The sequence below is a fragment of the Streptomyces sp. NBC_01268 genome (assembly GCF_036240795.1).
Taxonomy (GTDB): Bacteria; Actinomycetota; Actinomycetes; order Streptomycetales; family Streptomycetaceae; genus Streptomyces.
This window is the reverse complement of sequence record NZ_CP108454.1, coordinates 7,642,161-7,667,092: the sequence shown is the minus strand read 5'-3', so window position 1 is coordinate 7,667,092 and position 24,932 is coordinate 7,642,161. Positions and strand designations below refer to the sequence as shown.

The following is a 24,932-nucleotide window of genomic DNA, read 5'->3' as shown; positions in this document are numbered from 1 at the left end:
ACACATGATCACCACCGCACTGACCTTCGACGAACTCGCCGTCCTGATGAAGGAGGCAGCCGGAGTCACCGCCGACCCCCGGGAGCTCGAGAAGGCGCCCGACGCGCCCTTCAGCACCCTCGGCCTCGACTCGCTCGGCCTGCTCGGCATCGTCGGCGAGCTGGAGAACCGGTACGGCGTCTCCCTGCCCACCGACGCGGAGCGCAGCAAGACGCCGGGCGAGTTCGTCGGCCTCGTCAACAAGACGCTGCAGACGGGAGTCTGACGTGGCCGGGCACACCGACAACAGCATCACCATCGACGCTCCCCTCGACCTCGTCTGGGACATCACCAACGACATCGAGAACTGGCCGGACCTCTTCAGCGAGTACGCCTCCCTGGAGGTGCTCTCCCGCGAGGGCGACTCCACCACCTTCCGGCTGACCATGCACCCGGACGAGGCGGGGAAGGTCTGGAGCTGGGTGTCGGAGCGCACCGTCGACCGGCCCGGGCGGACGGTCCGTGCCCGCCGCGTCGAGACCGGACCCTTCGCGCACATGGACATCCGGTGGGAGTACGCACAGACGCCGGCCGGCGTCCGCATGCGCTGGGTGCAGGACTTCGCGATGAAGCCCGACGCCCCGGTCGACGACACCTGGATGACGGACAACATCAACCGCAACTCCCGCACCCAGATGGCGCTCATCCGGGACCGCATCGAGCAGGTCGCCCGCGACCGCCGGGGTGCTCCGGTCCTGCCCGGCTGAGGCCCACGCACCGTCCGGCCCCCCACCGCACGCCTCCACACCCGCACACCCAGGAAGGACGCCCGATGCACCACGCCCTGATCGTCGCCCGCATGGCACCCGGTTCGGCGCCGGCGATCGCCGACGTGTTCGCCGCCTCCGACCGCGGCGAACTCCCCCACCTGGTCGGCGTCACCCGGCGCAGCCTCTTCCAGTTCGGGGACGTCTATCTGCACCTGATCGAGTCCGAGCGGGACCCGGCGCCCGCCATCGCGAAGCTGACGGGGCACCCGGAGTTCCGGGACACCAGCGAGAAGCTGTCGGCGTACGTCAGCGCGTACGACCCGACGACCTGGCGCAGTCCCAAGGACGCCATGGCGCACTGCTTCTACCGCTGGGAGCGGGACGCCCGTTCCTGAGCTCCTTCCCGTGCGCACGCACGGCGCGGAGACCCGAGGCCGCCCGCCCCGCGACAGACGCGGAGCGGGCGGCCTCGGGTTGCGCCCCCGTCAGGCGGGCACGGTGCACTCGAAGGCGTGGAGGTACGCGTTGACCGGACGGATCTCGCCGATGGCCAGCCCGGCGTCGGTGAGCCGGTCGACCATGCTCTGCCGGGTGTGCTTCGCACCGCCGACGTTGAGGAGCAGCAGCAGGTCCATGGCCGTCGTGAACCTCATCGACGGAGTGTCGTCCACCAGGTTCTCGATCACGACGACACGGGCGCCGGGCAGCGCCGCCTTGCGGACGTTGGCCAGCGCCCTGCGGGTGCTGTCGTCGTCCCACTCCAGGATGTTCTTGATGATGTAGAGGTCGGCCTGGACCGGGATGTCCTCGCGGCAGTCCCCGGGCACGATGCGGACCCGGGAGGCCAGCTCGCCGCCGGCCCGCAGCCGCGGATCGGCGTTCTCCACCACCCTCGGCAGATCGAGCAGGGCGCCGTGCAGGCCGGGGTGCTTCTCCAGCAGGCTCGCCAGGACGTGCCCCTGACCGCCGCCGATGTCCACGACCGACGACACGCCGTGCAGATCGAGCAGGTCGGCGACGTCCTGGGCCGACTGCCGGCTGGACGTCGTCATGGCCCGGTTGAAGACGTACGCGGACTCGGGCGCGTCCTCGTTGAGGTACGCGAAGAACTCCCTCTCGTACACGTCCTCGAAGACGTTGCGGCCGGAGCGCACCGCCTCGTCCAGCTTCGGCCAGACGTCCCACGTCCACGGCTCGGTGCACCAGAGCGCGATGTACCGCAGGCTCTGCGGATCGTCCTCGCGCAGCAGCCGGGACATCTCGGTGTGCGCGAAGGTCCCGTCGGCGTGTTCGGTGAACACGCCCTGGCAGGACAGTGCGCGCAGCAGCCGCCGCAGGGTCCGCGGCTGGGTCTTCACCGCCGCCGCCAGGTCCTCCACGGTCATGGGGGTGTCTCCCAGGGCGTCCGCCACGCCCAGGCGGGCGGCCGCGCGTACGGCGGCGGCGCAGGCCGCCCCGAAGACGAGCTCCCGCAGCCGCATGGGCGGCGGGGTCGCCGGATGGGCAGGAGCCGGTTCAACAGTCGTCATCTGTCGCCTTGTCTGTGCGGTGGTGGTGCCGTGGGTGGGGGGTAGGGACCGGCCGGTCAGCACATGCCCGCGGGCTCCGAGACCCCGCAGGTGTTGCCGCGGAAGGTGTTGCCCTGGCCGGTGTCCCGGTCGGCCAGGTCGGCCGAGCCGTTGCGCAGCACGACGTTGTCGCGGATGTCGTTGCGTTCGTTGCGGGCGCCCACGAAGCTCTTGAACAGCACGATGCCGCCGGACAGCGGTGAGGCGCCCACGTTGTCCTCGACCCGGTTCTCCGCCACCAGCGTCTCCTCGGCGCCGGTGAGGACGATTCCGGAGCCCTGCAGGAAGGGCAGCCGGGGGGTCTTGGGGCAGAGCTTGTTGTTGGCGTGGATGTGGTTGCGGCGCAGGCTCATCGCCCCGGCGCGCGGGGTGGACTCGTCGCCCACCACGAAGACCGCGGCGCAGTTGCCGGTCGCCTCGTTGTGGTCGACGGTCAGGTTCCGCAGACGCCGCACCGTGATGCCGACGCGGTTGCCGGAGAGGCGGTTGCGGCTGATCCGGGTCCCCTCGGTGTCGACGGCCCCGGCCTCCGTGTCGACGGTGTTGGAGACGAACAGTCCGGCGTCCGCGTTGTCCCGTGCGACGTTGTGGGTCAGCACGCTGCGGACGGACCGCTCCAGGGCGATGCCCCAGTTGCCGTTCTTCTCGGCCGTCACCCGGTCGACCTTCAGGCGGTCGGTCCGCGACGCCCACAGGCCGTTCTTGGCGAAGCCCCGGAGCGTCAGCGAGCGCACGGTGACGCCCTTGACGGGCGCGCCGTCCGTGCCGGTCACGCAGATGCCGTGGCCGGCCTTGGCACAGGTGTCGCCGGCGGCGGCCTCGCCGGGCGCGAGGACGGTGGGGAAGACGGTCGAGCCCCGCAGGGTCAGGTTCGGTGTGGTGAGGCGGACGCTCTCGCGGTAGGTGCCGGGCGAGAGGACGACGACGTCCCCCGGCTCGGCGGCGTCCACGGCCTTCTGGATGGACTCGCCTGGCTTCACCCGGTGCACGGTGGGACTTCCGGCGGCCGCGGGGACGGCGGCGCCCAGTCCGGAGCCCGCGAGGGCCACGGCGCAGGCGAGGCCTGCGATCTGTCGCTTGGTCATATGGCGAAGCTATGAGGGGGAGTTCCGGTCTGCCACCGCTGATCCCCCGGGTGAGCCGCATGTCCCCCGGAAGGTCCCCGGGCGCCGTGCCGGCCGGTCGGAGGCTAGGCCGTTCGCCACTCGGGCAAGATCCTTTCTTTCGCCCCGCTCGACCCCTCGTGACCTGCGGCGACGGAAGCGGACGGGGCCGAGGGCCACCCTGACGGAGGACACCGGGTCGCGCTTCTCGCGTTGCGGTGGTCACAGGGGGGCGTTTCGCTCGTGCACGGAGCACAGCACAGGCGCCGCGCACAGGCCGGCCGAGAAAGCTCCGTGGAAGCAGAAAGAGAGATACATGCGTCTCGCACGTAGCGGTCTGCCGGTCGCCCTGATCGTCGGCGCCCTCATCCTGTCCGCCCCCTCCGCCCTCGCCGTCGACGGGAGCTCCGACGGGGACTCCGGCGCCGCGGGCCCGGCCACCACCGTGGATGCCGCCGGCACGGTCCGGCTCAGCCCTCACAAGGCCTTTCCCGGTTCCACCGTCACCGTCAGCACGAGCGCCTGCGGCAAGGAGACCTACGGCAAGGGCGAGTCGGAGGTGGGGGGCAAGTTCCACCTCCTGCCGGGTGACCGGAAGGGCGTCCTGGTGGGCACGTTCCAGGTGCCCGAGGACGCCGCCTCGGGCACGGACACGGTGACCCTCAAGTGCCCGCCGCGGATCAAGCAGACCGTCACGTACCAGATCTCCGGCCGTCCGCACGGCGCCGTCGCGGCGGGCTTCGGCTGGGCGGCCGGTGCCGACGAGAGCAGCGTCGACACCACCCAGCTCGCCCTGGGCGCACTGCTGCTGGGCGGAGCCGTGGCGGGCGGTGTGCTCCGCATGCGCCGGCGTTCCGCGCGAGCGGGGACCTCGGCCTGACGGTACGTCCGACCCGGCCCGCAGCCCCGGCCCCCGGCACCCCGCGAGGTGGCCGGGGGCCGTCGGGCGCCCGGCACCGAGCAAAGGCACCAGCACCATGAGGCAAGGCTCCAGGCCCGAGTCCCCCGGCGAGCCGCCGCGGCGCGCCCCTTCGTTCAGGACGCTCGCCTGGGTCGCGCTGTTCGGATCGCTGCTGGTGGCCGGTGCGCTGCGGCACGACGACCCGCCGCAGCCCACGGCCGCCCAGGCCGGCCTGCGGCCCGGGGCACGGACGGATCCCGGGACCGCCGCGAAAGGCCCCGGCCCCGGTCCGCTGCCCGCGTCGGCCCCGGTGCGGATCCGGATCCCGGCCATCAAGGTCGACGCCTTCCTGGCGCGCCTGGAGCTGGACGCCGAGGGCACCCTGCAGCCGCCACCGGCGTCGGCTCCCGCCCTGGCCGGCTGGTACGCCGACGGGACCGCCCCGGGCTCGCGGGGGACGGCCGTCGTGGCAGGGCACGTGGACACCCCTCATGGACCGGCCGTCTTCCACGAGCTCGGCGCCCTGGAGAAGGGGGCCGAGATCGCGGTCGACCGCCAGGACGGCCGGACGGCTCTGTTCAGGGTCGACGCGGTGGAGGTCCACGCGAAGGACGCCTTCCCCGACGAGAAGGTCTACGGCGGCTCCACCCGCCCCGAACTGCGCCTGATCACCTGCGGCGGCACCTGGTCCGAGAAGACCGGCTACCGGGCCAACACCGTCGTCTACGCGACGCTGAGCGCGGTGAGGTAGCCCCTCGGGAGGATCCGGCTCCCCCGCCCGCCGGCTCAGAACACGGCGAGCCGGTCCACCACCAGCTCCACCCTGCGCTCGGTGTCCTCCGGCGGCAGGCGTCGTGCCCGGGTCAGGGTGGCCAGCCCGTGCAGGGCCGCCCAGAACACCTCCGTGAACAAGCCCGGGTCGACGCCCTCCCCCGCCACCTCGCCGAGGCTCTCCAGCAAAGCGGCGAAGGCGTCCTTCAGCTGCTCCGGCGTGTCCTCCTGGGCGAACGCCAGGCCGCCGTCGAGCTGGAACATCGCGTCGTAGACCGCCGGGTTGCGCTCGGCGAAGCCGAGGTACGCGCGGGCGAGGGCCGTGACGCGGGCGCGAGGGCCGTCCGCGGCGGAGGTCGCCGCCCGCAGCGCCGCGGCCATGTCGGCGGCGCCTTCGAGGGCGACGGCGCCGATGATCTCGCGCTTGCCGCGGAAATGGCTGTAGAGGACGGGCTGGCTGTATTCGATGCGCTCGGCGAGCCGACGGGTGGTGACCGCGTCCCAGCCCTGCTGCTCGGCGAGTTCGCGGGCGGTCGCCACGATGAGGCGTTCGCGGTCCGCCCGTTCGCGCTGCTTGCGTTCCTGTACCGACATGATTCGATCCTAGCACCGCTAGACAAGCGAGCGGCAGCAGTACTAGCGTTGCCACATCACCTAGCGCTGCTAGATCCTTGGAGGGGTCATCATGTTCACCGCACTCGAGGTCTTCACCACCGTGATCGTCGGCCTGATGGTGGGGGTGGAGTTCTCCGTCGCCTTCGTCATGAACCCGATCCTCAAGGCACTCCCCGAGGACAGCGGCCTCCTCGGCCGCGCCCACGGGGGCCGGATGCTCGGCGCCGCGATGCCGGTCTGGTACATCACCTCGCTCGTCCTCTCCGCCGTCTGGGCCGTCGCCGGATGGCACCGCCCCGGAGCCGGCCTCGTCGTCACCGCCGGCGCGCTGCTGATCGTGAGCGTGATCATGTCGGTCCTGCTCCTCGTCCCGATCAACGACCAGGGCAAGAACTGGACCCCCGAGAACCGGCCCGCCGACTGGAAGGAGCAGTCGAACCGCTGGGACCGCCTCCACTACGTCCGCGTCGCCGTCATCATCGCCGCCTTCACCTTCCTCGTCGCCGCCCTCGCCTGAGCCCGCGAAGGGCGACCCGGGCGTCGACCTGCACCGATGCGGCTGGCAGAGTCATGACACCGCCCCGGAGCCGGGGCGGGGGGAGCAGCGGACCCCCACAGGTCCGCCGGTAAGAGACGACTCATGAGAAGAATCGCGGCCCACGGGCTGCACATCATGGCGACGGTCCTCGCGACCGTCGTCCTGCTCGGAGGGCAGGCGGCGCCCGCCGCCGCCGTCACGACGGTCCCGGGGGACGCGGCCGGCACGGCCACCACCCGGGAGTCGGTCCGGGCGATGACCTGGAACATCTGCGGGGAGGCGGGCGGGCGGATCGCCACGGACGACGGCTACTGCCCGTACCGCAACGTGCCCGGCAAGAAGATCGAGGGCATCGCCCAGCTGGTCGCGGAGCGGGACCTCAACGTGGTCATGCTCCAGGAGGTGTGCTCGGTCAGCCACCTGGCCCCGCTGGAGGCGAAGCTGGAGGCCGACGACCCGGGCTCCGACTGGACGTTCGCACTCGCGGGCGGGACGCGCCCGGGCGACACGTACCAGCCGGACCAGCCGGGAGTCGAGCTCATCGACACGCAGGGCTCGAAGTGCCGTGGCTCGCTGTCCGGCACGCTGGGCGTGGCCATCGGCGTCAAGGGCCGGATCACCTGGAAGACCGAGACGGACTTCACCACCCCGCTCGGTCTGTCGATGGGCCGCGGCAGCGTGCTGTGCGTGGAGGCGGCCGGCTGGGAGAACCACCTGTGCACGACGCACGTGTCCAACTTCGGGGCCGACGTCCCGAAGGGGCTGCTGACGCAGGCGCAGGCCGACCAGTACTACGACGACCAGATCGCGACGGTCGCGGACGTGGTCGGGGCGTTCCCGTCCGTCGTCATCGGCGGTGACTTCAACACCCGGCTCCAGGACCGGCTCCAGCCGCTCTACAGCCTGATGTCGGAGTGCGACCAGCGGGCGTACGGCATCGGCGACGCCTCCAACGAGCCGACCAAGTTCACGCTCGGCGGCGTGACGCAGGACGCGAACGGCGGGATCCTGTCGTACTCCGGGTACACGACCACGAAGATCGACTACCTCTTCGCCACCGGCGGCTTCACCGGCTGCGACTCCCGGACCGACTTCGCGGACCAGACGGACTACCGGGTCTCCGTCCAGCCGACCTGCACGAAGACGACGCCGTCCAGCGTCCCCGACCCGTGCAGGCCGGACGCGACCGGCTACTCCGACCACACCCCGCTGTACGGCCACACGCAGGGTGGCGGGGCGCTCTCCTGGCGGCTCGACGGCAGCCCCGACGGATTCGGCGGCACCCTGACGGGCGGCGCCTCCTGGGCGCCGGGCGAGCACGGCGGGGCGCTGGCCCTCGACGGCTCCACCGGTACCGCCACGGCGGCCGGGCCCGTCGTGGACACCACCCGCAGCTTCACCGTCTCCGCCTGGGCGAAGGTGAACCCTGGCGCGGGCACCTCGGTCGTGCTGTCCCAGGACGGGACGACGATCAGCGGCATGATGCTCTTCTACAACCCGGGCGACAGCTCCTGGCGCTTCGCCCTGCCGAAGGCCGACAGCACCACGTGGAGCGTCGACCAGGCCATCGCTCCCGGCGCCACGGTCGGCACGTGGACCCGCCTCACGGGCGTGTACGACGCCACCACCGGCGCGGTCTCCCTCTACGTGGACGGCGTGAAGAAGGCCACGGCCGTCCACGCCGACGCCGACCGCTGGGCCGCCACGGGCCCGTTCGTCGTCGGTCGCGACAAGGTGAAGGGCGCCTACAACGCCTACTTCAACGGCTCCGTGCAGCGCGTGGCGGCCTTCGACTACCCGCTGCGCGACGACCAGATCGCCTCGTACGCCGGCAAGCTGACGGCGCCGACCGGCCGCGGCACGCAGCTGCGCGAGGCCCCGGGCGAGCCGCTGTCCCAGGGCTGCCACCAGAACCTCGATCCCTTCGGCGCCGACTACGGCACGGCGACCACCCTCACGCCGACGCTGACGGCGAAGGTCACGCACCCGGACCCGTCGAAGGAGGTGTGGGCCGAGTTCTCCGTCTGGGACAACACCGACCAGACCCAGCCCCAGCCGATCACCATGGGCGCGGCCGGCTCGGCGAGCACCAAGGTCCGCGGCCAGGGCACCGTCTCCGTCCCTGTCCCCCAGCTGATCCCGGGCCACGCCTACGGCTGGCGGGTCCGCACCACCGACGGCACGACCACCTCGTCCATCTCCACGAACTGCCACTTCAGGGCCCCCGCGGCCTGATCCCGACCGGCGGATCGTGAACCCTGGTCGCCCATGCGGGCGGGGCCCCGCCGCGCGGGGTCCCGCCCTCAGGGCCGGTCAGGGGGCCGTCAGAAGCGGCCCTGCCCGATCGGGAGGCGCTGCGGGAGGGTCGGCAGCGGGAGCCCGGTGGAGCGGTGGGCCTGGTCGGCCGGGGTCCGGCAGGTGAGGTCCCCGGCGGGCAGACGGCCCGTGACCAGGTAGGCGGTGGCGGTCGCGTCCGCGCAGGATCCCAGGCCGTAGACGCCGTGGCCCTGGCCGCCGAGGACGGTGACCATCCGGGCCCCCTTCATCGCACGGCGCAGCCCCTGCCCACTGGCCAGGGGTGTCTGGGAGTCCCACTCGTTCTGCAGGACGAGGGCGGCGACGGAGTTGTTCACCTCGGTGGCGGGCTCGGCCCCGCCCCGCCAGAACGCACACGGCTTGATGTTCGACGCGAAGTCCCCGTACAGCGGGTACCGGCGCTTGTCGCGGATCGCGTCGCGCCGGTACCGCTCCGGGTCGCGCGGCCACGCGCGGGTGTCGGCGCACACCACGGACCAGAAGGCGGCGTCCATGTTGTCCGCCGGGACGGCGGGTGCGTCGGCCGGGGCGTCGGCCGCGCGGGCGAAGGCCGACGGTACCGGGGCGGGCGGCGTGCCGCGCCGCGCCGGCGCCGGGGTCCGGCCCTCCGCGGCGTCCTTGAGCCGTACGACCGCCTCGGCGGCGTAGGCCACGTCGAAGAAGACGGCCCGCGACCCGAGCCGGATGTCGTCGCCCGTCAGGGCGACGCCGTCGAGCTCGATCGGCTCGCGGTCCGCCCGGGCGACCAGCGCCCAGAACGTCGCGCCGACCTCGGCAGGGATGGCGCCGAGCCCGTAGGTCGCGTTCCGCTCGGCGGCCCAGCCGGTCCACCGCGTGAACGCCGGTTCCGCCCCCTCGGCCCATATCCGGATCATGCCGCGCCAGATCCGCTCCGGGTCGACCGCGCTGTCGAGCACGAACCGGTCGGCGCGCTTGGGGAACATCTGCGTGTAGACGGCTCCCAGATAGGTGCCGTAGGAGTAGCCGAGGTACGAGATCTTCTTCTCGCCGAGCACCGCGCGGATGACGTCCATGTCCCGTGCCGTGTCGCGGGTGGTGAGGTGCGACAGGACGGCGCCGTTCCGCGCCCGGCACTTCTCCGCGACGGTCCGCGCCCACTGGACGTCCCGCTTGAACGTCGCTGCCTTGTAAGGGCGTTGCCACGCGGTCTCCGCGTCGTTCAGTCCGCAGCTCACCGGGCTGCTCCGGCCGACGCCCCGGGGGTCGAAGCCGATCAGGTCGTACCGCTTCCTCACGTCGTCCGACAGCATCGGCGCCATCCAGACCGGCATGTCGAGGCCCGATCCGCCGGGCCCGCCGGGGTTCAGCAGCAGCACACCGCGCCGGTCACGGGCGCTGGTCGCCTTCGTCCGGGACACGGCGAGGTCGAGCGTGCGGCCGTTCGGGCGGGCGTAGTCGAGGGGCACCTCGATCGTCGCGCACTCGTACTCCGCCGGCCCTTCGGCGTCGCAGCGACTCCAGCGCGGCTTCTGCCGGCCGTAGCGGGCGAGCGGGTCGGGTGACGGGGTGGCGGTGGTCGCGGTGGCGGCCCGGGGCGCCGGTCCGGCCGCCGAGGCCACGGCGGGGGTGAGAACGGGGAGGAGCGTCGCGATGGCGCCGAGGGCCACGGCGGGCGCTGTTCGTCTGCTTCGCACGGTGATGGAGATCCTCGCGGGAGGTGGACGTTCTGTCCCAAGAACCCTTGCTCAGAGGGGACTTGCCGGAATCCCCCCGAAGGACGGCATCATCTCCCCCTGAAGGAGGACCCGACCCTGACCGATGGCACAGAACCAGCCACCTCCACAGGGTCCTTGATCCCCTGCGGCCTGGTCGCGACGTGAACTCCGGTGTGCCGGGCCCGGCTTCACCCGCCGGCCGGTGTGGCCCGTGGTCTAGAGTGAGGGCGCAGCTGGTTCGCCCCGTCCGCCAGGCGGGATGCGTCGTAAGAGGGAACCCGGTGGGAATCCGGGACTGCCCCGCAGCGGTGAGTGGGAACGACCGCCGTCACACAGCACTGGGTCCGACGTACCGGACCTGGGAAGCGACGGCCAGTAGGAGTCCCGTACGACGGGACGTGCCCGCGAGTCCGAAGACCTGCCCGTTGCCCGCACGCGGACGATTCCGCGCGCGGCCATCCGGTGACCTCGAGGGCGGGTCGGCGACCATACAGGCGGACGAGCGTGCCTTGCTGCGCGCGTGCGCATCCGCCTGTTCCCGGTCTCCCTTCGCCCCTCGTCAGGTCTCCGGACCTCAGGGATTCATCTCGCGAAGGAGATCTCCGTGACCACGAAGTCCGCAGCCGCGGCAGCACGGGCCACCGTGTACGGCTACCCCCGTCAGGGGCGGAACCGCGAACTCAAGAAGGCGATCGAGGGCTACTGGAAGGGCCGCGTCACCGCCGACGCCCTCCGGAACACCGGCGCCGCGCTGCGCCGGACGAACTGGCTGCAGCTCGCCGACGCCGGCATCACCGAAGTGCCGACCGGCGACTTCTCGTACTACGACCACGTCCTGGACACCACCGTCATGGTGGGCGCGATCCCCCGCCGCCACCAGGAGGCCGTGGCGGCCGACGCGACGGACGGCTACTTCGCCATGGCCCGCGGCACCCAGGACGTGGCGCCGCTGGAGATGACCAAGTGGTTCGACACCAACTACCACTACCTCGTCCCCGAACTGGGCCCTGACACCGTCTTCTCGGCGGACTCGGCCAAGCAGGTCACGGAGCTGCGCGAGGCCCTCGCGCTGGGTCTGACCGCCCGACCCGTCCTGGTGGGACCGGTCACCTATCTCCTGCTGGCGAAGCCCGCCCCCGGCGTGGCGGCGGAGTTCGAGCCGCTGACCCTGCTGGACCGCCTGCTGCCCGTCTACGCCGAGGTCCTCGCCGACCTCCGGGCCGCCGGCGCGGAGTGGGTGCAGATCGACGAACCGGCCCTGGTGCAGGACCGCACGCCCGCCGAACTCGCCGCCGCCGCACGGGCCTACCGCGATCTCGGCGCCGCCCGGGACCGGCCGAAGCTGCTCGTCGCCTCCTACTTCGACCGGCTGGGCGACGCCCTCCCGGTGCTCGCGAAGGCGCCCGTCGAGGGACTCGCCCTCGACTTCACCGGGCCCGCCGCCGCGAACCTCGACGGACTCGCGGCCGTCGGAGGCCTGCCCGGCAAGCGGCTCGTCGCCGGCGTGGTCGACGGCCGCAACGTCTGGGTCGACGACCTGCAGAGCTCCCTCACCACCCTCGGCACCCTCCTCGGTCTCGCCGGCCACGTGGACGTGTCGGCCTCGTGCTCGCTGCTCCACGTGCCGCTCGACGCCGCGGCCGAGGAGGACGTCGACCCGCAGGTCCTGGCCTGGCTCGCCTTCGCCCGGCAGAAGACGGACGAGGTCGTCGCCCTGGCCAAGGGCCTGTCCCTGGGCACCGACGCCATCAGCGGCGAGCTGGCCGCCAACCGGAGCGCGCGCTCCGCCCGCGCCGCCTCCCCCCTCACCCGCGACCCCGCCGTCCGGGCCCGGGTCCGGGCCGTCACCGAGGCGGACCGCCGCCGCTCGCCGTCCTACGCGCGGCGTGCCGCCGCCCAGCGGGCCCACCTCGGGCTTCCGCTGCTCCCGACCACCACCATCGGGTCCTTCCCGCAGACGGCCGAACTGCGCGCCGCTCGCGCGGACCTGCGCGCCGGACGGATCGGGGACGAGGGCTACGAGGAGCGCATCCGGGCGGAGATCCAGGAGGTCGTCTCCTTCCAGGAGAAGGCGGGGCTCGACGTCCTGGTGCACGGCGAGCCCGAACGCAACGACATGGTGCAGTACTTCGCCGAACAGCTCGACGGCTACCTCGCCACCCGGCACGGCTGGGTGCAGTCGTACGGCACCCGGTACGTCCGTCCGCCGATCCTCGCCGGTGACATCTCCCGTCCGCGGCCGATGACGGTGCGCTGGACGACGTACGCGCAGTCCCTGACGCCCAAGCCGGTCAAGGGCATGCTCACCGGCCCGGTCACCATGCTCGCCTGGTCCTTCGTCCGCGACGACCAGCCGCTGGGCGAGACCGCCCGGCAGGTGGCCCTCGCGCTGCGCGACGAGGTGAACGACCTGGAGGCCGCCGGCACCTCCGTCATCCAGGTCGACGAGCCCGCGCTGCGCGAGACCCTGCCGCTGCGGGAGGCCGACCACCCGGCGTATCTCGCCTGGGCGACCGAGTCGTTCCGGCTCACCACCGCGGGAGTGCGGCCCGACACCCAGATCCACACCCACATGTGCTACGCCGAGTTCGGCGACGTCGTCCAGGCCATCGACGACCTCGACGCCGACGTGATCAGCCTGGAGGCGGCCCGCTCCCACATGCAGGTCGCCCGCGAACTCGCCGCCCACGGCTACCCCCGCGAGGCCGGTCCCGGCGTCTGGGACATCCACTCCCCCCGCGTCCCGTCCCCGGAGGAGGCCACCGCCCTGCTCCGCGCGGGACTTGAGGCGATCCCCGCGGAGCGGCTCTGGGTCAACCCCGACTGCGGGCTGAAGACCCGCGGCTGGCCCGAGACCCGTGTCTCCCTGGAGAACCTCGTGGCGGCGGCCCGTGCCGTCCGCGACGAGGTGTCCCGTACCGGGGCTTCCTCCTGACGGACGACCCGTCAGGAGCAGGGGCGGCCTGTGGTAACTTGCCCGGGCCAGTCGCACCTCTGTACGTATCGACACGGTATGTGCACGGGTCAGGGAATCCGGTGGGAATCCGGAGCTGACGCGCAGCGGTGAGGGTGACGGGCGGAGCATCGGCCACTGGGCCCCGAGGGGCCCGGGAAGGCGCTCCGTCCGGACGACCCCGAGTCCGAAGACCTGCTGGCGGCCCTGGCGTCGCGCGCCGTCGCCCGGGGAGCACCGTACGACAGGCTCCGCGCATGAGCCGTGACGCAGAGGACTCCTTCCGTGCCCCTCGCACACTCCGCCCGTTCCGCCGTGCTGTTCGTGGCCGGTGCCGTTCTCGTCGCAGGCTGCGGCACCGGCACCGGCACCGAGGCCGCTTCGCCCGAGGCCAAGGGAGCGGGCCACCCGGTCCGGCTCGACAACTGCGGGCAGCGGGTCGAGGTCGACCGCACGCCGCGCCGTGCCGTCGCCCTCGACCAGGGATCGGCCGAGATCCTGCTCTCCCTCGGACTGGGCGACCGCATGGTGGGCACCGCCACCTGGACCGACCCCGTCCTCGAGGGACTGGAGAAGGCGAACGCCGCCGTGCCCCGGCTCGCCGATCGCTACCCGTCGTTCGAGAAGGTCCTCGACACCGAGCCCGACTTCGTCAGCGCCTCCTTCCTCTACACCCTGGGCAAGGGCGGCGTGGCCCCCCGGGAGCAGTTCGCGAAACTCGGGGTCCCCACCTACCTCTCCCCCACCGACTGCGTCGGCAAGGACAACAGCGGCGACGGCGACGGCGTGCGGACCGAGCCGCTGACCATGGACACCGTGTACGGGGAGATCCGCGACCTCGCCCGGGTGTTCGGCGTGCCGGAGCGCGGCGAGAAGCTGGTCGGGGAGCTCCGCGCGCGGGTCGGGAAGGCCACGGCCGGGGCCGACTTCGGCGACGCGTCCGCCCTCTACTGGTTCTCCGACTCCCAGGGCCCGTACATGGCCGGGTGCTGCGGCGCACCGGGGATCGTCAGCGGGGCGCTCGGCGTGCGGAACGTCTTCGACGACACGAAGGAGGAGTGGCCGCAGATCAACTGGGAGACCGTCGCCGACCGCGATCCCGACGTGCTGGTGATCGCCGATCTGACCCGCAAGGCGCAGTCGGCCGAGAGCGCCGCCAAGAAGATCGAGTTCCTGGAGACGCACCCCGTCACCCGGAACATGACGGCGGTGAAGCACAAGCGGTACGTGATCCTCAGCGGACAGGCCATGAACCCCACGATCCGCACCGTCGAGGGCATCGAGAAGGTGGCCGCCGCGCTGAAGACGTACGGTCTCGCGAAGTGACCCGGACCGGGCCGGAGACCGTGGCCGCGGCGGGCGCGCCCGCCGCCGGCCGCCCGGCGGCGGTGACCCCGTCCGCTCGGGCCGCCATCCGCTCCTCCCGGGCACTCGCGCCGGTCGCCACGATCGGCGGGGTTGTCCTCCTGTGCGTCTCGGTCGCCCTCGCCCTCACCATCGGTCCGGCGGACATCCGCGTCGCGGACTCCTGGTCCGTGGTGGCCTCCCACCTCGGCGGGGACCCGTCCGGCCTGAGCGCCATCCGGGACGGCATCGTGTGGGACCTGCGGCTGCCCCGCACGCTTCTCGCGGCCGTGTGCGGAGCGGGTCTGGCGGTGTGCGGGGCGGTGATGCAGTCGCTGCTGCGCAATCCGCTCGCCGACCCGTTCGTCCTCGGCGTCTCCTCGGGCGCGTCGACCGGGGCGGTCGCGGTCGTCGTCCTCGGTGCGGGCGGGGGCCTGCTGTCCGTCACCGGGGGCGCGTTCCTCGGCGCGCTCTGCTCCTTCGCCCTGGTCCTGCTCCTCAGCCACGTGCTGGGCGGGTCGGCCGACCGCGTCGTGCTGGCAGGGGTGGCGGCGATGCAGCTGTTCTCGGCCCTCACCTCGTTCGTGGTGATGACCGCAGCCGACGCCGAGACCACCCGGGGCATCCTCTTCTGGCTGCTCGGCTCGCTCGGCGGCGCCGGCTGGACGGACGTCGGGGTGTGCGGCGCCGTGCTCGCCGTCGGGCTGGCCGTCTGCCTCGGGCACGCCCGCACCCTGGACGCGTTCGCGTTCGGCGAGGACGCGGCGGCGGCGCTCGGCGTCTCCGTGGCCCGGACCCGCCTGGTCCTCCTGTCGGTGACGGCCCTGCTGACCGCGGTCCTGGTCTCCTCCGCGGGTGCGATCGGCTTCGTCGGCCTGGTCCTGCCGCACGCGATCCGGGCCCTCGCGGGCCCCGGTCACGCCCGGCTGCTGCCGCTGTCCGCACTGGCCGGGGCGGTCTTCCTGGTGTGGGCCGACACCCTCGCCCGTACGGTGCTCGACCCCCAGGAGGTCCCGGTCGGTGTGGTCACCTCGATCATCGGCGTCCCCGCGTTCGTCCTCGTCCTGTACCGCACCAGGAGCACCCGATGACCGGCTCGGAGATCCGCCCCGGCGGGGCCGCGGGGCTGCGGGCCGAAGGCGTCTCCCGCACGGCCGGGGGCGCCCTCGTCCTGGACGGCGTGACCCTCGCGCCGCGCCCCGGCACGCTCACCGGCCTTCTGGGCCCGAACGGTTCGGGGAAGTCCACCCTCCTGCGGCTGCTGGCCGGTGTCCTCGCGCCGGACACCGGGGTGGTGACCCTGGACGGCGACCCGCTGGACGCCGTCCCGCGCCGCGCGCTCGCCCGGCGCGTCGCCGTCGTCGAGCAGAACGCCGACACCCAGGTCGACCTGACCGTGGCCGACGCCGTACGGCTCGGCCGCGTCCCGCACCGCCGGGCCTGGTCGCCGACGACGGCCGCGGACGAGGAGGCCGTCCGGTCCGCGCTCGCGCACACCGGGCTGACCGGGCTCGCGCACCGCACCTGGCGGACCCTCTCAGGCGGCGAACGCCAGCGCGTCCACCTCGCACGCGCCCTCGCCCAGGAGCCCCGCGAGCTCCTCCTCGACGAGCCGACGAACCACCTCGACATCCAGCACCAGCTGGACCTCCTGACCCTCGTAGCGGGCCTGCGCCTCACCTGCGTCGTGGCCCTGCACGACCTCAACCTCGCGGCGATGTACTGCGATCACGTGGTGGTCCTGTGCGAGGGCGGGGTGGTGGCCGCCGGTGCGGTCGAGGAGGTCCTCACCGAACGGCTCGTCGCGGACGTCTACGGCGTCCGGGCCGCGGTGACCCGCCCCGGTCCGGACGGGCGCCCCCACATCCGCTTCCTCGGCCCGGTGCTCACCGGTGCGTGAACGGCCCGCCGCTGCGGGGACCGCGGGGCCGCGGTACACGGGGGTCCCGTGTGCCGCGGCCCCGCCCGCCCCGCGGAGGGGGTGTCACGGGTGGCCGTACCTCACGCACTTCAGGTACACGACCTGCGGGCCGTCCGCCCCGTTGTCGAGACACACCCGCACCACCGCGGCTCCTCCCGGGGCGTCCGCCGGCACGGTGAAGGAGAACGTGTCGCTCGCCCCGCAGACGTTGCCGGACAGGCCCACGCCCATCTGGTGGCTCTGCGAGTCGAGCGTGAACGCCGTGGTGCCACGGCAGCTGTTCACGTCGACCGACTTGTGCTCACCCGCCACCACCACCGACCGCCCGTACCAGGTGATGGTGCCCCGCGTGTACGTCTGACCGTACGTGACATCGAAGCCGCTGACCGGATAGGCGGCAGCGCTCGACGGCGGGGCGGCGGCCAGCAGGGTGGCGCACGTCAGCAGGGCGGACGAACCGAGGGCGGTGGCGAGGCGGGTACGCACGGCGTCTCCAGGGGGTCGGGTCCTGCGGTCAGCGGCCAGTATCCAGCCGCCCGCCGACCGGGTCCATGCCGCCTCCACCCGTCCGGGCTAGCGCAGGTGCCGGGCGAAGAACCGGGCCCCCGGGTCGAGTTCGAACTGCGGCACGCCGGTGTGTCCGCCCATGTTGGCGTGCAGGGTCTTCTCCTTGGTGCCGAAGGCGTCGAACAGGTCAAGGGCCGCCTGCCGGTCGTTCCCCTCGTCGTCCCACTGCAGCAGGACGTGCAGGGGAATGGTGACCCGGCGGGCCTCCTCGAACATGACGGCGGGCACGAGGCTCCCGGCGAAGAAGCCGGCGGCCACGATGCGCGGCTCGACCACCGCCAGCCGGATGCCGACGGAGATCACGCCGCCCTCGTACCCGACCGGGCCGTCGATCCCGGGCAGTGACAGGAGGGCGTCCAGGGCGGCCCGCCATTCGGGGACCGCCTTCTCGACCAGCGGGAGGACGAGCGCGTCGACGATGTCGTCGCCGACCGGCCCGCCGGCCTCCATCGTCCGCCGCAGGTCGGCGCGGGCCTGCTCGAGGGCGGGCCAGCGGGGCCGGTCACCGCTCCCGGGAAGCTCGATGGTGGCCGCGGCGAAGCCGTACTCCGCCGCGTAGTACCGGGCGCGTCCCACAAGGCGCGGGTACATCCTGCGCAGTCCGAGCGGGGGGTGGCCGATCAGGATCAGAGGGGTCGGCGCCGCTGCGGACTCGGGTGTCCACAGGATGCCGGGGATCTCGCCGAGGGTGAATGCGCGTTCGAGGACGCCGTCGTCGAGGCGGTTCTCGGAAGTGAAGTGCACGGTCGTGCCTTTCGGGAGGGCTCGGAACGGCGCTCCCGGACGACCTGCCTATCGTCCGACCGTGACCCCGGAGGGGAGCACCCATGTCGAAACTGCGTTCACGGGTACCACCTCCTCGTTCTCTCGCACGGCCTCCGGAAGGCTAGCAGAACGGCGGGACCGGCGTCCTCGGCACGTGCGCGCGTGCGCGGGTGCGCGGGTGCCGGGGATGCGGTGCACCGCGGCGGTCGGCACTCTCGGTAGCGTGTTCGTCTGCCGCGTGGAGCATCCGTGCGGCCTGCCGGTCCGTGCGACGGATTCCGGCGAAGAGTTCCCGCGAAGAGTTCCGGCGAAGAGCGAATGAGGCTGCCATGACCGAACCGACCAAGCCCGAGGTGCGTGTTCCGGAGGGTGACGCTCCTACCGAGCTGACCATCCGGGACCTGGTCGTCGGGGACGGGGCCGAGGCGAAGCCGGGCATGGTCGTCCGGGTTCACTACGTCGGGGTCACCTTCGAGTCCGGGAAGGAGTTCGACGCCTCCTGGGACCGGGGCCAGCCGTTCAAGTTCGCCGTGGGCGGTGGCCGGGTCATCAAGGGCTGGGACCGCGGCGTTCGGGGGATGAGGGTCGGCGGGCGTCGCGAGATCATCGTTCCCCCGCGCCTCGGCTACGGCAAGCAGTCGCCCTCGCCCCTGATCCCGGCGGGCTCGACCCTGGTCTTCGTCGTGGACCTGCTCTCGGTCTGAGGCGGCGACGGTGCGTCTCGACGCACGAAGGGCCCGGCGCGCACCCCGGCCCGCCCCTGGTTGTCGATCTTGGACGAGTCCCTGACAATCGGTCGGGGCCCGAGGGGGCTCGTGGAACAGGTGGGGGTTTGTGATGCTGAACCGACGCAACGTGCTGCGCGGACTGGCGGCGGTACCGGGCGCCGCCGCGCTGGCGGGTCTGGGCGCGGGAACGGCGAGGGCCGACTTCGCGACGGTCATCGACCCCGCCGCCGACCGGGGCACGTGGGAGGGCTGGGGCACCTCGCTGAGCTGGTGGGCCAAGGCGGTGGGGCCGGATCCGAAGCTGGCGGACGCCCTGTTCGGGCGGGGTACGGTCCAGTTGCTGGGGCAGACCCTGCCCGGGCTCGGCATGAACATCGTGCGCTACAACGCCGGGGCGTCGGGGACGAACAGCATCGACGGGCGCACGATGAAGCCGGCGCCGAGCATCGACGGGTACAAGCAGATCGAGGGGTACCAGCTCGACTGGTACGACGCCGATCCCTCCTCCGCCAGCTGGAACTGGTACGCGGACGCGAACCAGCGCGACATGATGTGGCTGGCCAGGGACCGTGGGGCCGACACCTTCGAGCTGTTCTCCAACTCGCCCATGTGGTGGATGCTGCGGAACGACGACCCGCGCGGCCACGACGCGGGGTGGACGAGCAACCTCCAGGACGGCAACTACGGGCGCCACGCGGCCTATCTGGCCACCATCGCCCGGTACGCCCACGACCACTGGGGCATCGACTTCCGCTCGGTGCAGCCGGTCAACGAGCCGGGCCTGCCGTGGACCCCGGAGATGGGCCGCGGCCAGGAGGGCTGCTTCTTCGATCCCGCCCAGCAGGCGCGGCTCGTCAAGGAGACCCGCACGCAGCTCGACGCCCGTGGCCTGTCCTGGATGGAGATCCCGGCCATGGACGAGAACGGCTACGACTACGCGCTGACCGCCTGGAACGAGTTCGGCCCCGACACCCGGCAGGCGGTCGGACGGATCAACGTCCACGGATACCGCTCCGACACCCGGCGCGACCTGCTCCACGCCGCCGCGGCGGAGTCGGGCAAGCGGATCTGGATGTCCGAGTACACCGACGGCGACGCCAGCGGGATGACCATCGCCCGGAGCATCGGCTACGACATGCGCTGGCTCCACCCCACGGCGTGGATCCACTGGCAGATCGTCGACAACAGCAACGGTGGCGGCTGGGGCCCCATCGAGCTCGTCGACGGCCGACTCGGCCTCGTCAACACGAAGTACTACGTCCTGGCCCAGTACATGCGCCACATCCGGCCCGGCATGCGGATCATCGAGTCCGGTCACCCCGACGTGGTCGCCGCCTACGACCGTCCCTCGCGCAAGCTGGTGATCGTGGCCGCCAACCACGGCGCGGGCCAGTACATCGACTTCGACCTCTCGCGCTTCACCACCGTGTCGACCGACGGAGCCCTCGTGGAGCGCTGGTACACGTCCACCGCCGGCAGCCAGCGGTACGCCTACCGCAACGACGACACGTACCTGCACGGCAAGCGGTTCTGGTCGTGGTTCGACGCGCAGAGCGTGCAGACCTTCGAGATCGGAGGCGTCGACATCTGACCGGAGCGCCGCGGATGCCGCGAGCGCTCAGCCGACGTCCTCCCGGGCTCCCGGGCCCCTGCCAAGTCGTCCTCGTCGAGGTCGAGTTCGGCGCCGGTGGCCCGGAGGCCTAAGGCGTGACCCGGTCCGCGAGGGCCGTCTGCCAGGCCGGGGCCGGGGCGCTCGGGGTGGTCTCGGGACGGCGGCCGCCGCGGGCGAAGAAGTCCGCGAGGGGCAGGAGGGCGGCGCCGACGGTGACCGCCTCCGGGCCCAGGGTGCCGAGGGCCACGCTGGTGCGGCTCGCCGGGTACCGCAGCGAGTAGCGGGTGGCGTACCGGGTGACGGTGTCGAGGAAGCGGGTGCCGAGCTGGAGGCCGGCCCAGCCGCCGACGAGGATGCGTTCGGGCTGGAAGAGGTTGACGAGGTCGGAGAAGCCGGCGCCGAGGTACTCGGCGGTCTCCTCCAGGACGGCCAGGGCCGTGGCGTCGGGGGCGGTCCCCGAGCCGTCGGCCGGGTAGGCGGCGGCGAGCATCGCGGTGAGGGCGGTCTCCTCGTCGGTGCCGGCGGGCGGGCGGCCGCCCGCTTCGGCCCAGCGCTCCAGGAGGGCTTCGGCGCCCGCGTACGCCTCGAGGCAGCCCTGGGAGCCGCAACGGCAGCGGCGCCCCCGGACGCTGACGGTGAGGTGGCCCCATTCGAGGGCGCGCCCGGAGCCGAGCGGGTCGGTGACGACGCAGGCGCCGACGCCGGAGCCGAAGAGGACGGTCACGGCGCTGCGGGCGCCGCGTCCGGCGCCGAACCACATCTCTGCCTGGCCGAGGGTCTTGGCACCGTTGTCGATCCAGTAGGGGACGCTGTCGGGGAGGTCGACCGCCTGGCGCAGCAGGCGTTCGAAGGGGACGGCGTCCCAGCCGACGGTCTGCCCGTGGACGACGGCGCCCTCCTCGGGGGTGTAGGCGATGATGCCGGGCACGCCGACACCCACGCCGAGGAGCTGTTCGGGAGAGACGCCCGCCGCGCGCAGGACCTCAGCGATGCCGTCCCGGACGTGACGGACCACCAGGTCCACGTCGTAGCGGTCGGTTCGCGGCCCGGTGCTGGGCAACGCGCGCTCCGTGCGGGCGAGTTCGTTGAGGGTGAGGTCGAACAGCTCGACCCTGACACGGGTTTCGCCGACGTCGACGCCGATCATGCAGCCGCTTCCGGCGCTGATCCGCAGCAGGGTCTGGGGGCGGCCGCCGGCCGAGTCGACGCTGCCGGCCTCCTCGACGAGGCCCTCCGCGACGAGCTCGGCGACCACGTTGCTGACCGATCCGGAGCTCAACCCGATGGCGGGTCCGAGCATCAGACGGCTCATCGGTCCGTCGAAGTACAGCCTTCGCAGTACCGCGGTGCGGTTCTCGCGCCGCAGGTCACGCACCGTACGGCCATGTGTCGCGTGCACGTGGGTTCCCGTCTCTGAAGTCCTTGGGTGCAACATACCCGGATTCCAGGCCTTGACGCGACCTTCTCGTGAGGTTTAACTCACATCCTAAATTAAGCCGATGCCACGGAGGCGGCCGGGCCCGCCCACCGTTTCGGTCCTCCCGTCGTCCCTGAAGGGTCCTGGAGCATGCGCACAATCAGAGCCGCCGTCACCGGTGCCGTCACCCTCTCCCTCGCCTTCGCCGCCACCGCCTGCGGCGGCGGCACCACAGACGGCTCGGGTGGCTCCGACTCCCAGCCGAAGACGCTCACCTACTGGGCCACCAACCAGGGCCCCAGCCTGGAGGCCGACAAGAAGGTCCTCCTTCCCGAGCTCGCGAAGTTCGAGAAGCGAACCGGGATCAAGGTCAAGCTGGAGGTCATCCCCTGGTCCGACCTGCTCAACCGCATCCTCACCGCCACCACCTCCGGCCAGGGCCCCGACGTCCTCAACATCGGCAACACCTGGAGCGCCTCGCTCCAGTCGACCGGCGCCCTGCTGCCCTGGGACGCGAAGAACTTCGGCGCGATCGGCGGCAAGGACCGCTTCGTCGACTCCGCGCTCGGCTCCACCGGCGCCCCCGGCAAGGACCCGGCCGCCGTGCCGCTGTACTCCATGGCCTACGCGCTCTACTACAACAAGAAGATGTTCGCCGACGCCGGCATAGCGAAGCCGCCGACCACCTGGGCCGAGGTCGACGCCGCCGGAAGGAGGCTGAGCAAGGACGGCAAGTGGGGCATCGGGGTCGAGGGCTCCAACCTCTCCAACAACATCCACCAGGTGTTCGTCCTCGGCAAGCAGCACGGCGCCGACTTCTTCACCCCCGACGGCAAGCCCGACTTCACCTCCGACGGCGCCGTCGCCGCGGTCAAGCAGTACGTCGACCTGATGGCCGCCTCGAAGATCGTCGCGCCCGGCAACGCCGAGTACGCGCAGAACCAGTCGCTCGCCGACTTCGCCAAGAACCGCACCGGCATGGTCCTGTGGCAGACGCCCTCCCAGACCTTCGCCGCCCAGGGCATGAAGCCCGAGGAGTGGGGCGTCGTCCCGGCCCCCGTCCCGTCCGGCGCGCCCGGCCAGGGGGCCCAGACCAACTCGATGGTCGCCGGCATCAACATCTCCGTCTTCAAGAACACCAGGAACCTGGACGGCGCCCTCCGGTTCGTGAAGTTCATGACCGGCGACGAGGAGCAGATCCTCCTCAACAAGACGTACGGCTCCGTCCCGCCGGTCAAGACCGCGCAGGCCGACGCCGCCTTCGGCACGGCCTCGCTCGCGGTCATCCGCGACACCCTCGCCCAGAGCGCCTCCGCGCTGCCTCAGGTCCCGGAGGAGTCCCAGTTCGAGACCGTCGTCGGCACCGCGGTGAAGGAGCTCTTCGCCGACGCCGCCGCCGGCCGCCCGGTCACCGCCGAGTCCGTGCGGGCCAAGCTGGACAAGGCCCAGCAGCAGATGCCGAAGAAGTAGGCAGCGCCTCCATGACCCAGACCGCCGTCACTCAGCGGAGTGAGCGCGCGGTGCGCAAGGCCGCACCCGGTGAGGCGCCCGCACCGCACCGCTCCGGGCGCCGCCGCATCGCCCTCCCCTACCTGCTGCTGTTCCCCGCACTCGTCCTCGAACTCCTCGTCCACCTCCTGCCGATGCTCATGGGCATCGGGATGAGCTTCAAGGAACTCACCCAGTTCTTCATCCGGGACTGGTCGGCCGCGCCCTGGGCCGGCCTCGACAACTACGGCGTCTCGATCGACTTCGACGCGCCGGTCGGCCAGGCGCTCCTGAAGTCCTTCCTCACCACCTGCCTGTTCACCCTGGCGTCGGTGGCCCTGTGCTGGCTCCTCGGCACGGCCGCCGCCGTCTTCCTCCAGGAGAACTTCCGCGGCCGCGGCATCCTGCGGACCCTGTTCCTCGTCCCCTACGCCCTGCCGGTCTACGCGGCGGTCATCACCTGGTCGTTCATGTTCCAGCGGGACAACGGCCTGATCAACCACGTGCTGCACGACCAGCTGGGCATCGGCGACAGCCCCCTGTTCTGGCTCATCGGCGACAACAGCTTCTGGGCGCTGCTCGTGGTCTCCGTCTGGAAGGGCTGGCCGTTCGCCTTCCTCACGGTCATGGCCGGTCTGCAGAACATCCCCCGGGACATGTACGAGGCGGCCGCCCTCGACGGGGCCGGGGTGTGGAAGCAGGTCCGCCACATCACCCTGCCGTCGCTGCGGCAGGTCAACCAGGTCCTCGTCCTGGTGCTGTTCCTGTGGACGTTCAACGACTTCAACACGCCGTTCGTGCTCTTCGGCAAGGCGGCTCCGGAAGCGGCCGACCTGATCTCCCTGCACATCTACCAGTCGTCCTTCCAGACGTGGAACTTCGGCACCGGATCGGCGATGTCCGTGCTGCTCCTGCTCTTCCTGCTCCTCGTCACGGGCGTCTACCTCCTGCTCACCACCAGGGGAAGGAAGTCCTCCGATGCCTGAGCCCCACCCTGGTGGCACGGCGCTCGCCGCCGCCCCGGCGGCCCGCCCCCGCGGGCGCGCCCCCCGCTCCCCGATGGCCGCCCCGCGCTCCTTCCTCTGGACCCGCCGGATCTTCCTCACCCTGCTCACCGGCTTCGTGCTGCTGCCGGTGTACGTGATGGTCTCCAGCTCCCTGAAGCCCCTGGCCGACGTGTCCGGGAAGTTCCGGTGGATCCCCTCCGGTCTCACGGTCCGCCCGTACCTCGACATCTGGGACACCGTCCCGCTCGCCGACTACTTCGTGAACTCGCTGGCCGTGGCGAGCGCGGCGACCGTGCTCTCCGTCGCGGTGGCGGTCTTCGCCGCGTACGCCCTCAGCCGCTACGACTTCCGCGGCAAGCGGGTCTTCGCCGTCACCGTCCTGTCGACGCAGATGTTCCCCGGCATCCTCTTCCTGCTGCCGCTCTTCCTCCTCTACGTCAACATCGGAAACGCCACCGGCATCGCGCTCTTCGGCTCGCGCGAAGGCCTGATCCTCACCTATCTGACCTTCTCCCTGCCCTTCTCCGTCTGGATGCTCACCGGGTACTTCGACTCGATCCCCCGGGAGCTCGACGAGGCCGCCAAAGTCGACGGCTGCGGCCCGGTCGGCGCCCTGCTCCGGGTGATCGTCCCCGCCGCGTCCCCGGGCATCGTCGCGGTCGCCGTCTACGCCTTCATGACCGCCTGGGGCGAGGTGCTCTTCGCCTCCGTCATGACCAACGACACCACCCGGACCCTGGCCGTCGGCCTCCAGGGCTACGCCACCCAGAACGACGTCTACTGGAACCAGGTCATGGCCGCCTCCCTCGTGGTGAGCGTGCCCGTCGTCGCCGGGTTCCTCCTGCTGCAGCGCTACCTCGTCACCGGCCTCACGGCGGGCGCGGTCAAGTGAC

General features: G+C 72.1%; 23 protein-coding genes and 2 riboswitches. Of the genes, 16 read left to right on the top strand and 7 right to left on the bottom strand.

What is annotated here, in order from left to right; genetic code table 11:
* Positions 1-4: 4 nt before the first annotated feature.
* The 3 genes from OG309_RS34295 to OG309_RS34285 all read left to right on the top strand — a co-directional run bounded on the left by OG309_RS34295 (position 5) and on the right by OG309_RS34285 (position 1,144).
* Positions 5-265 (top strand): phosphopantetheine-binding protein, encoded by a 261-nt coding sequence (locus OG309_RS34295; protein WP_329426958.1) that lies wholly within the window; start codon positions 5-7, stop codon positions 263-265.
* Between the two features lies 1 nt (position 266).
* Positions 267-746 carry an SRPBCC family protein gene (locus OG309_RS34290; RefSeq protein WP_329426956.1) on the top strand — a complete coding sequence of 160 codons (480 nt, stop codon included), beginning with the start codon at positions 267-269 and terminating at the stop codon, positions 744-746.
* Positions 747-811: 65 nt separating this feature from the next.
* Positions 812-1,144 carry a TcmI family type II polyketide cyclase gene (locus OG309_RS34285; protein WP_329426954.1) on the top strand — a complete coding sequence of 111 codons (333 nt, stop codon included), beginning with the start codon at positions 812-814 and terminating at the stop codon, positions 1,142-1,144.
* 90 nt (positions 1,145-1,234) lie between these two features.
* Here OG309_RS34285 and OG309_RS34280 read toward each other — a convergent pair whose 3' ends face one another.
* Positions 1,235-2,278, bottom strand: coding sequence for a methyltransferase (locus OG309_RS34280; protein ID WP_329426952.1), 1,044 nt, complete (start codon positions 2,276-2,278; stop codon positions 1,235-1,237).
* Positions 2,279-2,334: 56 nt separating this feature from the next.
* Complete coding sequence (locus tag OG309_RS34275; RefSeq protein ID WP_329426950.1) at positions 2,335-3,402, bottom strand: right-handed parallel beta-helix repeat-containing protein; 1,068 nt, start codon at positions 3,400-3,402, stop codon at positions 2,335-2,337.
* Between the two features lie 334 nt (positions 3,403-3,736).
* On the opposite strand from OG309_RS34275, the gene OG309_RS34270 reads away from it, so the two are divergent.
* Together OG309_RS34270 and OG309_RS34265 are read left to right on the top strand one after the other, a co-directional pair.
* Positions 3,737-4,300: a sortase gene (locus tag OG309_RS34270; RefSeq protein ID WP_329426948.1), complete on the top strand. Its 564-nt coding sequence runs from the start codon at positions 3,737-3,739 to the stop codon at positions 4,298-4,300.
* Positions 4,301-4,397: 97 nt separating this feature from the next.
* Positions 4,398-5,072 (top strand): class F sortase, encoded by a 675-nt coding sequence (locus tag OG309_RS34265; protein ID WP_329426946.1) that lies wholly within the window; start codon positions 4,398-4,400, stop codon positions 5,070-5,072.
* 35 nt (positions 5,073-5,107) lie between these two features.
* Here the strand turns inward: OG309_RS34265 and OG309_RS34260 are convergent, their stop codons facing one another.
* Positions 5,108-5,686 (bottom strand): TetR/AcrR family transcriptional regulator, encoded by a 579-nt coding sequence (locus OG309_RS34260; RefSeq protein WP_329426945.1) that lies wholly within the window; start codon positions 5,684-5,686, stop codon positions 5,108-5,110.
* Between the two features lie 91 nt (positions 5,687-5,777).
* Between OG309_RS34260 and OG309_RS34255 the strand changes: the two genes are divergently transcribed.
* Together OG309_RS34255 and OG309_RS34250 are read left to right on the top strand one after the other, a co-directional pair.
* Positions 5,778-6,224 (top strand): DUF1772 domain-containing protein, encoded by a 447-nt coding sequence (locus tag OG309_RS34255; RefSeq protein WP_329426943.1) that lies wholly within the window; start codon positions 5,778-5,780, stop codon positions 6,222-6,224.
* Between the two features lie 123 nt (positions 6,225-6,347).
* On the top strand, positions 6,348-8,480 hold the full coding sequence (locus tag OG309_RS34250) for a LamG-like jellyroll fold domain-containing protein (protein WP_329426941.1): 2,133 nt from the start codon (positions 6,348-6,350) through the stop codon (positions 8,478-8,480).
* Positions 8,481-8,569: 89 nt separating this feature from the next.
* On the opposite strand, the gene OG309_RS34245 is transcribed toward OG309_RS34250, so the two are convergent.
* Complete coding sequence (locus OG309_RS34245) at positions 8,570-10,216, bottom strand: alpha/beta hydrolase (RefSeq protein ID WP_329426939.1); 1,647 nt, start codon at positions 10,214-10,216, stop codon at positions 8,570-8,572.
* A gap of 238 nt (positions 10,217-10,454) precedes the next feature.
* A riboswitch (cobalamin riboswitch) is annotated at positions 10,455-10,677 on the top strand.
* A gap of 164 nt (positions 10,678-10,841) precedes the next feature.
* Here OG309_RS34245 and metE point away from each other — a divergent pair.
* The 4 genes from metE (at position 10,842) to OG309_RS34225 (ending at position 16,434) form a co-directional block, all read left to right on the top strand.
* Positions 10,842-13,172, top strand: a complete 2,331-nt coding sequence (gene metE / locus OG309_RS34240) for a 5-methyltetrahydropteroyltriglutamate--homocysteine S-methyltransferase (protein ID WP_329426937.1) — start codon at positions 10,842-10,844, stop codon at positions 13,170-13,172.
* Positions 13,173-13,205: 33 nt separating this feature from the next.
* A riboswitch (cobalamin riboswitch) is annotated at positions 13,206-13,407 on the top strand.
* A gap of 68 nt (positions 13,408-13,475) precedes the next feature.
* Entirely contained in the window at positions 13,476-14,516 is a 1,041-nt protein-coding gene (locus tag OG309_RS34235; protein ID WP_329426935.1) for an ABC transporter substrate-binding protein, read from the top strand.
* 86 nt (positions 14,517-14,602) lie between these two features.
* The gene (locus tag OG309_RS34230) at positions 14,603-15,625 is read left to right on the top strand and encodes a FecCD family ABC transporter permease (RefSeq protein WP_329428694.1); all 1,023 of its coding nucleotides are present in this window, start codon (positions 14,603-14,605) and stop codon (positions 15,623-15,625) included.
* Positions 15,622-16,434 carry an ABC transporter ATP-binding protein gene (locus OG309_RS34225; protein ID WP_329426933.1) on the top strand — a complete coding sequence of 271 codons (813 nt, stop codon included), beginning with the start codon at positions 15,622-15,624 and terminating at the stop codon, positions 16,432-16,434. Before OG309_RS34230 ends, OG309_RS34225 begins: the two co-directional genes overlap by 4 nt.
* An 84-nt stretch (positions 16,435-16,518) precedes the next feature.
* On the opposite strand, the gene OG309_RS34220 is transcribed toward OG309_RS34225, so the two are convergent.
* Positions 16,519-16,941 carry a hypothetical protein gene (locus tag OG309_RS34220; protein ID WP_329426931.1) on the bottom strand — a complete coding sequence of 141 codons (423 nt, stop codon included), beginning with the start codon at positions 16,939-16,941 and terminating at the stop codon, positions 16,519-16,521.
* An 87-nt stretch (positions 16,942-17,028) separates the two neighbouring features.
* Positions 17,029-17,766 (bottom strand): alpha/beta hydrolase, encoded by a 738-nt coding sequence (locus tag OG309_RS34215; protein ID WP_329426930.1) that lies wholly within the window; start codon positions 17,764-17,766, stop codon positions 17,029-17,031.
* A 350-nt stretch (positions 17,767-18,116) separates the two neighbouring features.
* Here OG309_RS34215 and OG309_RS34210 point away from each other — a divergent pair, with 350 nt between their 5' ends.
* Positions 18,117-18,491: an FKBP-type peptidyl-prolyl cis-trans isomerase gene (locus OG309_RS34210; RefSeq protein ID WP_329426927.1), complete on the top strand. Its 375-nt coding sequence runs from the start codon at positions 18,117-18,119 to the stop codon at positions 18,489-18,491.
* Positions 18,492-18,624: 133 nt separating this feature from the next.
* Positions 18,625-20,106: a glycoside hydrolase gene (locus tag OG309_RS34205; protein ID WP_329426924.1), complete on the top strand. Its 1,482-nt coding sequence runs from the start codon at positions 18,625-18,627 to the stop codon at positions 20,104-20,106.
* A gap of 109 nt (positions 20,107-20,215) precedes the next feature.
* Here OG309_RS34205 and OG309_RS34200 read toward each other — a convergent pair whose 3' ends face one another.
* Positions 20,216-21,562, bottom strand: coding sequence for an ROK family transcriptional regulator (locus OG309_RS34200; protein ID WP_329426922.1), 1,347 nt, complete (start codon positions 21,560-21,562; stop codon positions 20,216-20,218).
* A 132-nt stretch (positions 21,563-21,694) separates the two neighbouring features.
* Between OG309_RS34200 and OG309_RS34195 the strand changes: the two genes are divergently transcribed.
* From OG309_RS34195 to OG309_RS34185, 3 genes are all read left to right on the top strand, one after another.
* Complete coding sequence (locus tag OG309_RS34195) at positions 21,695-23,014, top strand: ABC transporter substrate-binding protein (RefSeq protein ID WP_329426920.1); 1,320 nt, start codon at positions 21,695-21,697, stop codon at positions 23,012-23,014.
* 11 nt (positions 23,015-23,025) lie between these two features.
* Positions 23,026-24,018: a carbohydrate ABC transporter permease gene (locus OG309_RS34190; RefSeq protein ID WP_329426918.1), complete on the top strand. Its 993-nt coding sequence runs from the start codon at positions 23,026-23,028 to the stop codon at positions 24,016-24,018.
* 73 nt (positions 24,019-24,091) lie between these two features.
* On the top strand, positions 24,092-24,931 hold the full coding sequence (locus OG309_RS34185; protein ID WP_329428692.1) for a carbohydrate ABC transporter permease: 840 nt from the start codon (positions 24,092-24,094) through the stop codon (positions 24,929-24,931).
* The last annotated feature ends 1 nt before the right edge of the window (position 24,932 follow it).

Excerpts from the sequence above, each read along its gene's own strand:
- OG309_RS34295 (WP_329426958.1), top strand. The coding sequence starts at position 5 with ATGATCACCACCGCACTGACCTTCGACGAACTCGCCGTCCTGATGAAG.
- OG309_RS34210 (WP_329426927.1), top strand. The coding sequence starts at position 18,117 with ATGACCGAACCGACCAAGCCCGAGGTGCGTGTTCCGGAGGGTGACGCT.
- OG309_RS34250 (WP_329426941.1), top strand. The coding sequence starts at position 6,348 with ATGAGAAGAATCGCGGCCCACGGGCTGCACATCATGGCGACGGTCCTC.
- OG309_RS34200 (WP_329426922.1), bottom strand. The coding sequence starts at position 21,562 with ATGTTGCACCCAAGGACTTCAGAGACGGGAACCCACGTGCACGCGACA.
- OG309_RS34190 (WP_329426918.1), top strand. The coding sequence starts at position 23,026 with ATGACCCAGACCGCCGTCACTCAGCGGAGTGAGCGCGCGGTGCGCAAG.
- OG309_RS34275 (WP_329426950.1), bottom strand. The coding sequence starts at position 3,402 with ATGACCAAGCGACAGATCGCAGGCCTCGCCTGCGCCGTGGCCCTCGCG.
- OG309_RS34280 (WP_329426952.1), bottom strand. The coding sequence starts at position 2,278 with ATGACGACTGTTGAACCGGCTCCTGCCCATCCGGCGACCCCGCCGCCC.
- OG309_RS34270 (WP_329426948.1), top strand. The coding sequence starts at position 3,737 with ATGCGTCTCGCACGTAGCGGTCTGCCGGTCGCCCTGATCGTCGGCGCC.
- OG309_RS34260 (WP_329426945.1), bottom strand. The coding sequence starts at position 5,686 with ATGTCGGTACAGGAACGCAAGCAGCGCGAACGGGCGGACCGCGAACGC.
- OG309_RS34255 (WP_329426943.1), top strand. The coding sequence starts at position 5,778 with ATGTTCACCGCACTCGAGGTCTTCACCACCGTGATCGTCGGCCTGATG.
- OG309_RS34285 (WP_329426954.1), top strand. The coding sequence starts at position 812 with ATGCACCACGCCCTGATCGTCGCCCGCATGGCACCCGGTTCGGCGCCG.
- OG309_RS34205 (WP_329426924.1), top strand. The coding sequence starts at position 18,625 with ATGCTGAACCGACGCAACGTGCTGCGCGGACTGGCGGCGGTACCGGGC.
- OG309_RS34185 (WP_329428692.1), top strand. The coding sequence starts at position 24,092 with ATGGCCGCCCCGCGCTCCTTCCTCTGGACCCGCCGGATCTTCCTCACC.
- OG309_RS34225 (WP_329426933.1), top strand. The coding sequence starts at position 15,622 with ATGACCGGCTCGGAGATCCGCCCCGGCGGGGCCGCGGGGCTGCGGGCC.
- OG309_RS34265 (WP_329426946.1), top strand. The coding sequence starts at position 4,398 with ATGAGGCAAGGCTCCAGGCCCGAGTCCCCCGGCGAGCCGCCGCGGCGC.
- OG309_RS34195 (WP_329426920.1), top strand. The coding sequence starts at position 21,695 with ATGCGCACAATCAGAGCCGCCGTCACCGGTGCCGTCACCCTCTCCCTC.